The organism is Roseibium sp. (assembly GCF_025698965.1).
Lineage (GTDB): Bacteria > Pseudomonadota > Alphaproteobacteria > Rhizobiales > Stappiaceae > Roseibium.
Genome location: NZ_JAILWL010000183.1, coordinates 1 through 11,509, shown reverse-complemented (window position 1 = coordinate 11,509; position 11,509 = coordinate 1). Strand labels below are relative to the sequence as shown.

Annotated in this window: 10 protein-coding genes; 3 read left to right on the top strand and 7 right to left on the bottom strand. The window is 58.4% G+C overall.

Going from position 1 to position 11,509, the window contains the following annotated elements; all coding sequences use genetic code 11:
• The 4 genes from hutU to hutI all read right to left on the bottom strand — a co-directional run.
• Positions 1-1,635, bottom strand: a 1,635-nt coding sequence (hutU, locus tag K5905_RS15830) for a urocanate hydratase (protein WP_297585625.1), incomplete at its 3' end; no start/stop codon positions are given.
• A complete protein-coding gene (gene hutG, locus K5905_RS15825) occupies positions 1,628-2,461 on the bottom strand; it encodes an N-formylglutamate deformylase (RefSeq protein WP_297585623.1) in 834 nt (277 codons plus the stop codon). The genes hutG and hutU, both read right to left, overlap by 8 nt.
• The gene (hutH, locus tag K5905_RS15820; protein ID WP_297585622.1) at positions 2,448-4,004 is read right to left on the bottom strand and encodes a histidine ammonia-lyase; all 1,557 of its coding nucleotides are present in this window, start codon (positions 4,002-4,004) and stop codon (positions 2,448-2,450) included. The genes hutG and hutH overlap by 14 nt, the downstream gene beginning before the upstream one ends.
• Positions 4,001-5,206, bottom strand: a complete 1,206-nt coding sequence (gene hutI, locus K5905_RS15815) for an imidazolonepropionase (protein ID WP_297585621.1) — start codon at positions 5,204-5,206, stop codon at positions 4,001-4,003. The genes hutH and hutI overlap by 4 nt, the downstream gene beginning before the upstream one ends.
• An 80-nt stretch (positions 5,207-5,286) precedes the next feature.
• Between hutI and K5905_RS15810 the strand changes: the two genes are divergently transcribed.
• A complete protein-coding gene (locus tag K5905_RS15810) occupies positions 5,287-6,666 on the top strand; it encodes a formimidoylglutamate deiminase (protein WP_297585619.1) in 1,380 nt (459 codons plus the stop codon).
• A 21-nt stretch (positions 6,667-6,687) separates the two neighbouring features.
• Positions 6,688-7,395 carry a UTRA domain-containing protein gene (locus tag K5905_RS15805; protein ID WP_297585618.1) on the top strand — a complete coding sequence of 236 codons (708 nt, stop codon included), beginning with the start codon at positions 6,688-6,690 and terminating at the stop codon, positions 7,393-7,395.
• A gap of 17 nt (positions 7,396-7,412) precedes the next feature.
• On the opposite strand, the gene K5905_RS15800 is transcribed toward K5905_RS15805, so the two are convergent.
• From K5905_RS15800 to K5905_RS15790, 3 genes are all read right to left on the bottom strand, one after another.
• Complete coding sequence (locus K5905_RS15800; protein WP_297585617.1) at positions 7,413-8,951, bottom strand: tripartite tricarboxylate transporter permease; 1,539 nt, start codon at positions 8,949-8,951, stop codon at positions 7,413-7,415.
• Positions 8,952-8,963: 12 nt separating this feature from the next.
• Positions 8,964-9,395: a tripartite tricarboxylate transporter TctB family protein gene (locus K5905_RS15795; protein ID WP_297585616.1), complete on the bottom strand. Its 432-nt coding sequence runs from the start codon at positions 9,393-9,395 to the stop codon at positions 8,964-8,966.
• 111 nt (positions 9,396-9,506) lie between these two features.
• Positions 9,507-10,496 (bottom strand): tripartite tricarboxylate transporter substrate binding protein, encoded by a 990-nt coding sequence (locus K5905_RS15790; RefSeq protein ID WP_297585615.1) that lies wholly within the window; start codon positions 10,494-10,496, stop codon positions 9,507-9,509.
• Between the two features lie 188 nt (positions 10,497-10,684).
• On the opposite strand from K5905_RS15790, the gene K5905_RS15785 reads away from it, so the two are divergent.
• Positions 10,685-11,356: a response regulator transcription factor gene (locus K5905_RS15785; protein WP_297585613.1), complete on the top strand. Its 672-nt coding sequence runs from the start codon at positions 10,685-10,687 to the stop codon at positions 11,354-11,356.
• Positions 11,357-11,509 lie beyond the last annotated feature (153 nt).

Sequence of the window (11,509 nt, the reverse complement as noted above, 5' to 3'; positions counted from 1 at the left end):
TTTTGCGCAGTTGAGCGCAATTTCATAACCGGCATCGGCGTGACGCATCACGCCGGTGGCCGGGTCGTTCCAAAGTACGCGTTCAATTCGTCTGTCGGCATCTGCCGTGCCGTCACAGCAGATGACCATGCCTGAATGTTGGGAAAAGCCCATGCCGACACCACCGCCATGATGCAACGACACCCAGGTCGCGCCGGAAGCGGTGTTGAGTAGTGCGTTCAAAAGCGGCCAGTCGGAGACGGCATCCGATCCATCCATCATGGCTTCGGTTTCGCGGTTGGGCGAGGCAACGGAGCCGCTGTCCAGATGATCCCGGCCTATCACGATCGGTGCCTTGAGTTCGCCGTTGCGGACCATTTCGTTAAAGGCAAGGCCGAGGCGATGGCGCTGACCGAGGCCGACCCAGCAAATACGTGCGGGCAGGCCCTGGAAAGAAATGCGCTCGCGGGCCATGTCGAGCCAGTTGTGAAGATGTGGATCGTCCGGGATCAGTTCCTTCACCTTGGCGTCGGTCTTGTAGATGTCTGCCGGGTCACCGGACAGGGCGCACCAGCGGAACGGGCCGATGCCGCGGCAGAACAGCGGGCGGATATAGGCTGGAACAAATCCCGGGAAGGCAAAGGCGTTTTCAAAACCCTCTTCCAATGCCACCTGGCGAATATTGTTGCCATAATCGAGCGTGGGTACGCCTGCATTCCAGAAGTCGACCATTGCTTCAACATGAACACGCATGGAGGCGCGTGCGGCTTTTTCGACTGCCTTTGGATCTGTTTCTGCCTTCGCGCGCCATTCGGCCACTGTCCAGCCCTGCGGCAGGTAACCGTTGACTGGATCGTGCGCAGAGGTCTGATCGGTGACGATGTCCGGTTTTACACCGCGCTTTACCATTTCGGGGAATACATCCGCCGCATTGCCGATCAGAGCCACGGATTTGGCTTCGCCTGCCTTTGTCCAGCGGTCGATCAGGTCCAGAGCCTCATCCAGAGAGTGAGTTTTTTCGTCGACATAACGGGTGCGCAGGCGGAAGTCGGCGCTTTTTTCGTCGCATTCGACGGCAAGGCAACAGGCGCTTGCCATGACCGCGGCAAGAGGCTGTGCACCGCCCATACCGCCAAGTCCGCCGGTCAGGATCCAGCGGCCCTTGAGGTTGCCGTCATAATGCTGGCGTCCGGCTTCCATGAAGGTTTCGTAGGTGCCCTGAACGATGCCCTGGGTGCCGATATAGATCCAGGACCCGGCGGTCATCTGGCCGTACATGGCCAGGCCTTTTTTGTCGAGTTCGTGGAAGTGGTCCCAGTTGGCCCAATTCGGAACCAGATTGGAATTGGCAATCAGCACGCGGGGCGCATCCTTGTGGGTCTTGAACACACCGACCGGCTTGCCGGACTGAACCAGCAGCGTTTCATCCTCGTCGAGCGTCTTCAGGCTGGCGACGATGCGGTCGAAGTCTTCCCAGGTGCGGGCCGCACGCCCGATGCCACCATAGACCACCAGCTCATGCGGATTTTCCGCCACATCCGGATGAAGGTTGTTCATCAACATGCGCAAGGGAGCTTCGGTCAGCCAGGACTTGGTGTTGAGCTCGGTGCCGGTAGGTGGAAACACGTCGCGTGCGTTGTGGCGGCGATCAGTCATTGTTCGCTCCCTGAAGTTTTTTATCTTGTTCTGCGAGTGACGGCGCCAACGTTTCGAGCGCCGTCAGAATGTCTTTAAGGTGAAGACGCAGTTTTTCGGCCTTTGCCGTGTCATAAGCGAAAGGTGTGTCTTCAGTGGCCAGATGGGTCTTTTGCGCAAGCTCCATCTGAATGGCATGAAAGCCTTCCCCGGGGCGGCCATAATGACGGGTAGTCCAGCCGCCCTTGAAACGGCCGTTCAGAACGGAGGTGTAGCCTTCCGCCGTCTTGGTCCGGTCAGAGACCATCGCCTCGATTTCGGGCGCGCAGGTTTTGCCGTTGTTCGTGCCGGTGTTGAAATCCGGCAAGGTTCCCTCGAACAGGAAAGGCACCACCGAGCGGATGGAATGGCAATCATACAAAATGGCGATGCCGTGTCTGGCTTTCACCCGTTCCAGTTCGGCTTTCAGGGCCGAATGATAAGGCGCGTGCCACGCAAGACGACGCTCCTTGATTTCCGCCTCGGCCGGTTCCTTACCCTCCAGGTAGATCGGGCGACCGTCGAAATCGGTTGTCGGGCAAAGCGTGGTCGTGTTCTGGCCCGGGTAGAGGCTCACACCTTCAGGGTCTCGATTGGCATCGATGACATAGCGGTGGAAGTTGGCCCGCACCATGGTCGCCCCGGGCAGCAGACCACTGTAGAGCCGGTCGACATGCCAGTCGGTGTCGGCCAACTTCCGTCCGATGGCATTCAGGCGTGCTTCGATCTCGGCCGGGACGAAGGTTCCCGAGTGGGGAACTCCCAGCACGACAGGACTGTCGCCGCGAAAAATCTCAACCGGCTGCAAGGGCGCCTCCGAGTTTGATCATGTGGTCTTCGGACAGCACCGAAACCAGGGTACGAGACCTGACCAGTTCAGCGGCAATTTCAAGATCGGGGGCCAGATACCGGTCTTTTTCCAAAGCAGGCACGCTCGCGCGAAGCTTGTCGATGACCGATTGAAGTGCGTCGCTGGTTTTCAGCGGATTTCGGTGTTCAATACCTTCAATCGCACACAGAAGTTCAACGCCCAGAATGTGCGACAGATTGATATTCATTCGCCCTAGACGCCGAGCGCCATGAGCGGCCATGGAAACATGGTCTTCCTGATTAGCGCTAGTGGGTGTGGAATCGGTCGAGCACGGATTGGCCAAGTGCTTGTTTTCGCTCATCAGAGCAGCTGTTGTGACTTCGGCAATCATCATGCCGGAGTTAAGACCCGGATCCTTCGCCAGGAAGGGCGGAAGATCGAAGGACAGCGTCGGGTCGACCATCAGCGCAATCCGGCGCTGGGCGATCGCGCCGAGTTCCGCGATCGCCAGAGCGGTCTGGTCGGCAGCAAAGGCAACGGGTTCGGCGTGGAAATTACCGCCGGAAACAATCCGGTCCGCATCGATGAGAACAAGCGGGTTGTCGGTCGCCGCATTGGCCTCGATCTCGAGCGTTGTTGCCGCCATGCGCAACAGGTCGATACAGGCACCGGCAACCTGTGGCTGGCAGCGGATGCAATAGGGGTCCTGGACGCGGTGGTCGCCTTCGCGATGGCTTTCGCGGATTTCAGACCCGGCCATGATATCGCGCATGGCTCTGGCGACTTCGATCTGTCCGCGATGCCCGCGCAACTCGTGAATTTCCGGCAGCAACGGGGCCGTGGAGCCCATAATGGCATCGGTGGAAAGGCTTGCCGTTACCAGGGTGGCTTCTGCGAGTCGCCATGCGTCGAACAATCCGACGAGCGCACAAGCGGTCGAGAACTGTGTTCCATTGATAAGGCCGAGACCTTCCTTCGGACCGAGCACGACCGGGGTCAGACCTGCCTTTGCAAGCGCCTCGCCACCTGGCAGACGGGTGCCTTCAATGACCGCCTCGCCTTCGCCGATGAGGACCGCCGCCATGTGAGCAAGCGGAGCCAGATCACCGGATGCGCCGACAGAACCTTTGGATGGAATGACCGGTGTCACACCTTTTTCAAGGCAGTCCTCAATCAGTTTGAGAACCTCAAATCGCACACCGGACGCACCGCGTCCGAGAGAAAGCAGTTTCAGCACCATCATCAACCGCGTGGTGGTGTGGTCGAGTGCGTCTCCGACCCCGCAGCAGTGAGACAGGATCAGATTGCGCTGAAGTGTTGCCGTGTCCTCCGGCGCAATCTTGACGCTGGCCAGTTTGCCGAAACCGGTATTGACGCCATACACGGCTTCCATACCGCTGGCTGCCTTGGCAACCCGCGCTGCGGCCAGATTGATCGCAGCTTCGGCGGAACGGTCGATGCGAACGGCATGTTCTTCCCGGTAGATGCGTTCCAGGTCAGCCAGGGTGACGGACCCGGGCGTCAGGGTGAGGGTGCTCATTCAGAGCCTCCGAATATGCGTTTTTGAAGTGCGTTGAAGCCGATGCGGTAGCTGAGTTCCGCCGGGTGTTTGACGTTCCAGATTGCAAGATCCGCCCGCTTTCCAGCCAGCAGTGTTCCCCGATCGTCGAGCCCGAGCGCTTTTGCCGCTTCCCTGGTGACACCTGCGAGCGATTCTTCCGGTGTCATGCGGAACAACGTGCAGCCCATATTCATGGTCAGCAGAAGCGAGGCGAGGGGCGAGGAGCCGGGATTGCAGTCGGTCGCAAGGGCGATGGGCACCTTGTGATGACGTAACAGGTCAAGCGGCGGCTGTTGGGTCTCGCGAAGTGTGTAGAAGGCTCCTGGAAGGAGAACGGCGACGGAACCGCTTGCCGAAAGGGCTTTCACCCCGGATTCGTCCAGATATTCCAGGTGGTCGGCGGACAGGGCGCGGTAGGAGGCGGCCAGTGCTGTGCCGCCCAGATTGGAAAGCTGTTCAGCGTGCAATTTGACAGGGATGCCGAGTTCTTTCGCCTTGTCGAAGACACGCGCGATTTGTTCGGGTGAAAAGGCAATTCCTTCGCAGAAACCGTCAACTGCGTCGACCAGCCCTTCCGCGTGCGCCGTTTCCAATGCAGGCAGGCAGACATCCTTCAGGTAGTCGTCAGAACGGCCCTTGTATTCTGGTGGTATCGCATGTGCACCAAGGAAGCTTGTGCGGACCTGCACGGGGCGCATCTGTGCAACACGCTTGGCCGTGCGCAACATTCGCAATTCGGTTTCCAGATCGAGACCGTAACCGGATTTGATTTCAAGTGTGGTCACACCCTCTGAAATCAAGGCATCCACGCGGGGCAGGGCAAGGCGCAGCAATTCGTCTTCGCTAGCTTCCCGGGTCGCTTTGACCGTTGAGACGATGCCACCCCCGGCGCGGGCGACTTCCTCATAAGAGGCTCCTTGGAGCCGCATTTCAAACTCACGTGCCCGGTCGCCACCGTAAACAACATGGGTGTGGCAGTCGATCAAGCCGGGTGTGACGAGGCGACTTTCAAGATCTTCTGCTGTCAGTCCTGAAAACTGCGGCGGTAGGTCCAAGGCCTTTCCGCACCAGGCGATCTTGTCGTCTTCGATCACCAACGCGCCGTCTTCGATCAAGCCATATGGCTTCCCGTTTCCGGTGAGGGTTGCCAATTGGGCATTGGTCAGAAGACGCTTGGACACGAACCACCTCCGGCTTGATTAGATTGCGTTATAAGATAATATGCATGCACATATTAACGTGTCAACGAGGGAATAGCGGCATGTCGACAGTCACGGGAGCGACGATTTTTGCGGACAAGGCGCTTCTGCCGAAAGGTTGGGCCGAAAACGTTGCCATATCCCTAGACGGAGACGGGTGCATTGCGACGGTCAAAAGCGGAGCTGCTCCCGGTGGGCATCAAGTTGGGATACTTCTGCCTGCTCCCGTAAATCTCCACAGCCACGCCTTTCAACGCGCTATGGCGGGTATGAGCGAGCGCCGGGGCGAGCAGGCGCGGGACAGTTTCTGGACCTGGCGGCAGATCATGTTCCGCTTTCTGGACGCACTAACGCCCGAAGATGTCGAAGCGATCGCCGCCTTCGTTCAGATGGAAATGCTCGAGGCCGGTTACGCAGGTGTCGGGGAATTTCACTACCTGCACCATCAAGCGGGCGGAACGCCTTACGATAATCTGGCGGAGCTGTCCGAGCGGATTGTCTCGGCAGCTCAAGAGACAGGAATTGGCCTCACACATCTGCCGGTGCTCTATCAATATGGCGGGTGCGACAAACGCCCGTTGGCACCTGGGCAGATCCGGTTCGGTAATGATTTCGACAGGTTTCGGGAGTTGCATGACCTGGCTTCGAAGGCCTTGCAATCGCTACCGCCCGACGCGGTGATCGGCGTCGCACCGCATTCGCTTCGGGCGGTCGACGAACATGGCTTGAACAGTGCTGTGGCCCTTGCAAGCGACAAGCCGCTTCATATGCATCTTTCCGAGCAGGTGGCTGAAGTCGATGAAGTGCTTGAGGCGCGCGGGCAGCGACCGGTCGAGTGGCTGCTTTCCCATCACGACGTGTCGCAGAACTGGTGTCTTATCCATTGCACGCAAATGACACCTGACGAAACGGTTGGGCTTGCCAGGTCAAAAGCTGTTGCAGGTCTGTGTCCGATTACCGAATCCAGCCTGGGCGACGGCATTTTCGATGGTGTCCGCTATCTGGAAAACATGGGCCGCTTCGGTGTCGGTTCCGATTCCAATATTCGTATTTCCCTGTCCGAAGAACTGCGCACTTTGGAATATTCACAGCGTCTTCGCGACAAGTGCCGGGCTTCGGTTGCTACGCCGGAAAAGTCAACGGGACGGGTGCTGTTCGAAGGCGTGGTGAGTGGCGGAGCGCAGGCTGCGGGCCGACAGGCAGGGGCGATCAGTGAAGGAAACTATGCGGATCTCCTTGCCCTGGACCAAACGGCGCTTGATCTTGAGGGGCGGGAAGGTGATGAAATTCTCGATAGTTACATCTTTGCCGGAGATGACGGGATGGTTTGTGATGTCTGGTCGGCAGGCAGGCATGTTGTTCAGCACGGAAAGCATGTAAAAGGCGACGCTATTCGCTCTAGATACAGATCAACTATGGCGTCTCTGCGCAGCCGCCTTTGAACGCAACAATGCGGAGATGAATTGGACTTGGCTCTGATCGATACGAATTCCTGGACCGGTATCCGTGAAGTCCTGTTGCGACGGATACATGACCGGGTCTGGCAACCTGGGGAGCAGATCCCCCATGAAGCCGATCTGGCAGAGGAGTTCGGCTGCGCACGAACAACGGTCAATCGGGCCCTGAGAGATCTTGCCGAAAGTGGGCTGGTCATTCGCAAGCGCCGGGCAGGAACCCGGGTGGCACTCAACCCGCCTCAAAGGGCGACGCTGACCATTCCGATCATAAGAGAAGAAGTCGAGGCGCTAGGACGCACTTACCGGCACAGCCTGCTGGAACGGGAACTGCGCCCTTTGCCACCGATGTTGCACGGGGCGTTTCAGGTAACACTTGGCGAGGATGTCCTGTTTCTGAAGACGTTGCATTTCGCCGACGATCGCCCCTATGCCTTCGAGGAACGCTACATCAATCTGGCAGCGGCGCCCGGCGCGCACGAAATGGCTTTTGATGAAGTGAGTGCGAATGAGTGGCTGGTGCATAATGCGCCTTACAGCCATGGGGATCTTTCGTTTTTTGCCATCAATGCCGACAAGACGATGTCCCGGAAACTGGATGCAGCTTCCGGGACAGCATTGTTTGCAATGGAACGCATAACCTGGTCAGGCAAGGTGCCGATCACCCATGTCCGCCTGATCTTCGCACCCGGCTATCGCATGCGGACCGAGATCTGAAGTCAGTGGTGCGGCGATCAGTCGATCACCGCGCCTTCTTCATCCTTCTTCATGCGCATGCGCGATTTCAGAACCTTGCCGAAAATGATCGGCAGGACAAAGCCGATGACCGCGAGGCTCCAGAGCGTGATCGAGAGCGGGCTGTCGACAAGCGTCCACCAGTTGCCGTTGTCGATCGTGATGGCCCGGCGCAAATTGTTTTCCATGGCGTTGCCGAGCAAGGTGCCGAGAATGATCGGTACGAGCGGCACATCCAGCTTGCGCAGGATCCAACCCATCACACCGAAGCCGATCATTACCAGCAGGTCGAAGGACGAGCCGGAAATGCCGTAAATCCCGACAAAGCTGACCATTGCAACAATCGGCATCAGGATGCGTGGCGGGATCAGAAGAACGCGGGTGAACAGGCCGATCATCGGGATGTTCATCGCAAGCAGCATGAAATTGGCAATAAACAGCGCTGCAATCAGACCCCAGACGACATCAGGCTGCTGGGTGAAGAGTAGGGGGCCGGGCGTGATGTTGAGGGCCAGCAGAACGGCAAGCAGCACGGCGGTCGTGCCGGAGCCGGGAACCCCGAGGGCAAGCATCGGCACGAGTGCACCGCCCGCTGCTGCGTTGTTGCCTGCTTCCGGCGCAGCCACACCGCGTGGATCACCGGTGCCGAACGTGTTCTCCTTGTCGACCAGCTTCTTTTCCATCGTGTAGGAAATGAAGGAGCCGAGAGACGCACCGGCGCCCGGCAGAACACCGGCAATGAAACCCAAGAAGCTGGTGCGCAGCATGGTCGGCGTACAGGACTTCAGCAGCGAGAAGCTTGGCATCAGGCGGCCGACAGAGACCTTGTGCTTGGCCGCGTCGGAATCTCCATGCCGGTGTTCCAGGAAAAGGAACACTTCCGACAGGGCGAAGAGGCCGACGATGGCGACGAGGAAGTCGATGCCGTCGTAAAGATGCACTTCGCCGAACGTGAAACGCGGCACGCCAGTCTGTGTGTCCACACCCACGGTGGCAAGTCCGATGCCGAGGGCCGCCGCAAAGGCTGTTTTCGCCTGGTTGGTTGAGGCGACGCCGCCAAGGGTGGCAAAGGCAAGCGTAAAGAGGGCGAAATACTCGGCAGGACCGAACAGCAGCGCAATCTTGACGAGCTGCGGTGCCAGAAAGATCAGGCCCCACGTTGCAAGAAATGCGCCGACAAACGAGGCAATACCTGACAGCGAAAGTGCTTCGCCTGCCCGCCCTTTCTTGGCCATGGGATAGCCGTCGAGACAGGTCATCATCGCCGGTTCGTCTCCTGGAATGTTCAGCAGGATCGACGATATCCGGCCGCCATACATGGCGCCGTAATAGACTGAGGTGAGCAGGATGAGAGAGGGTGTTGCGCCGAGGCCAAGGGTAAACGCCAGCGGAATGAGGATGGCGACGCCGTTGGACGGGCCGAGGCCCGGCAGCGCACCCATCATTGTGCCGAGAAAGCAGCCTAAAAGCGCCAGCAGAAGGTTCTGCCAGGTAAGGGCGATCGCGAAGCCGTCGGCCAGAGAAGCGAAAGTTTCCATGGTTCAGCTCCGTTAAAAACCCAGTGGGCCCCTGGCCAGGGAAAGGCCGAGGACAAGGTGGAAGACCGCATAGATACCGACGGATGTCAGGCATCCGGAGACGACGGACGAGAGCGGTCTGGTGCCGAGCCGCCAGGTCAGGTAGGTCGCGGCAAGCGCGGTTGCGATGACGAAGCCGAGTTCCGGCAGAAAGATCGCGTAGAGGATCATCACGACAATCGCGGCACCAACTTCCACGAAACGCATGAATGAGGGCCATTCGGGCGCCTTGTCGGGCTTGATGATGATGGCGAGGGACGACAGTCCGAGAACTGCTGCGATGATCAGAGGAAAGGCTTTAGGACCGACGGCGTCGGAAAGAAAGCTTTCTTCAATTACAAGAGCGGCCCAGGCATATCCGAGTGCGAGGAGAAGCCCGACCACTCCGAAGATGCGGTCGCTCATGGATACCTTCCAGCAAGCGGTTCGATCCTGATCGGGAGACCGCCTGTCAAAGTGTCTTCAAGATAAGAAATGGGGGCACTGCCAAGTGCCCCCAGTCTGGAGATGGCAATCTTATTTGATGATGCCGATCTCTTTCGAGATTTTCTGGATCTGTGCAACGGATTGCGCAACGAACTGCTCGAATGCTTCTCCCTGCAGGTCGAGCGGTGCCAGGCCGTTGGCAGCCATTACACCCTTCCACTCGTCGCTGGCATAAAGATCGGAGATCTTGCCGACCCAGGCGTTGTACGCGTCGTCGGACATCTTGCCCGGCGCATAGAAACCGCGCCAATTCGCACCAACGGCGTCAACACCCTGTTCCTTCGCTGTCGGGAAGTCGGCGAATTCACCTGGCAAACGCTCAGGCGACAGAACAGCAATCACCTTGATGTCGCCACTGTCCACGAAACCCTTGGCTTCGGAGATGTCGCCGGTGAAGGCCTGAACGGAACCGGCAAGCAGCTGCGTGACAGCTTCGCCGCCGCCGTCAAAGGCAATGTATTTGATGGAACGGACATCGTTGATGCCATAAGCGTTTGCAGCAATCAGAACCTTTAGGTGGTCCCAGCCGCCTACTGCAGAGCCGCCTGCCACGGAAACGGATGCCGGATCGTTCTTGATCTGGTCAAGCAGTTCCGGAAGAGTGTTGATCGGACTGTCGGCAGCCACTGCAATCACGCCGTAATCCGCTCCAATGGATGCCAGCCAGCGAACCTGGTCCATGGTGTTACCGGGATAAGCACCCTGTGCAAGCCGGGTTGCGGTTGCGGCAGATGCTGCAACGATCAGGTCGTTGTCGCTATCGCGTTTGTTGACGACTTCAGCGAAGGCAACGCCACCGCCACCACCTGCAAGGTTGACCACCTGCATGGTCTTGTCGAGAAGCTTGAGGTCCTGAAGGGACTTGCCAACCTGACGACAGGTGAAATCCCAGCCGCCACCCGGGTTGGCCGGTGCAATGCATTCCGGGTTTTCCGGTTTGAAGTCTGCTGCTGAAACACCAAATGCAGACGCGCCAATAAACGCAGCCGCCAGCAAAAGACGGGTCGATTTAAATGCCATGATTTGTTTCCTCCACATGATCAGGCTTTATCTGGCCTTTGAAACCCGTTGGTCCGCACAAGCGGATCCCCCCAACGGATGTGAGTTCAGCCTAACGCGAAACCCTGTCACCAACCTGTCACCAGGCGTCAGGTGGCTTGCATGCTGCAATCAGCCGGGGCAAGAGTGAGATGGGGAGGAATTGATCCGTGCGCTTGTTGCTCGTTGAAGACACATTTGACATGGCTGAAGCGATCATGATCCGGCTGGAACGGTCGGGCATTGCCTGCGACCTGGCAAAGACGCTGGAACAGGCGAGGGCTTGCCTGGAAGTTCAGCGCTACGACGTGATCGTACTGGATATCAATCTGCCGGACGGGCTTGGCACCGAACTTCTGAAGGAGATGCGATCCCGGGCCGACCGAACGCCGGTCCTGATGCTGACAGCGGAGTTTTCGGTCGATGATCGCGTGTCGTCACTCAATTCAGGAGCTGACGATTATCTCGTCAAGCCTTTCGATCATCGCGAACTTGAAGCACGTATCCGGGCTCTTTTCCGCAGGGAGTTGAGCGACAAGGCGGAGGAACTGACGCTCGGAAATCTGACATTCAATGCTTCTGCCCGGATTGCACGACAGGATGACAGTCCGATCAACCTTACGCGCCGCGAGTTTTCTCTCCTGGAACTTCTGATCCGAAATCGGGGAAAAACGGTCAGCAAAGAGAGGCTCTTTGAAGGCGTGTTCAGTTTTCAGGACACAGATGTCAGCATGAATGCGCTGGAACTTTATATCGCCCGCCTGCGCAAGAAACTCGCGGATTGCACTATCAGGATCGAGACGCAAAGAGGGCTTGGATATAAGCTGGATGTCGATGACTGAGTTCATCCGCAGGTTGGCCAACACATCCCTGACGGCCCGCGTGGCCCTCGGGATTGCGCTGCTTCTGCTGATCGGCGGAGTGATCGTTTCGATTGCCGCATTTGCCTATGGCCGCGAGGCGGCCCGCAGCGCTTATGACAGGCTCCTTCTGGG

What these genes read in the sequence shown, in the direction of transcription:
- hutH (WP_297585622.1), bottom strand. Translation starts at nt 4,004, where the DNA reads ATGAGCACCCTCACCCTGACGCCCGGGTCCGTCACCCTGGCTGACCTG.
- K5905_RS15790 (WP_297585615.1), bottom strand. Translation starts at nt 10,496, where the DNA reads ATGGCATTTAAATCGACCCGTCTTTTGCTGGCGGCTGCGTTTATTGGC.
- K5905_RS15810 (WP_297585619.1), top strand. Translation starts at nt 5,287, where the DNA reads ATGTCGACAGTCACGGGAGCGACGATTTTTGCGGACAAGGCGCTTCTG.
- K5905_RS15800 (WP_297585617.1), bottom strand. Translation starts at nt 8,951, where the DNA reads ATGGAAACTTTCGCTTCTCTGGCCGACGGCTTCGCGATCGCCCTTACC.
- K5905_RS15795 (WP_297585616.1), bottom strand. Translation starts at nt 9,395, where the DNA reads ATGAGCGACCGCATCTTCGGAGTGGTCGGGCTTCTCCTCGCACTCGGA.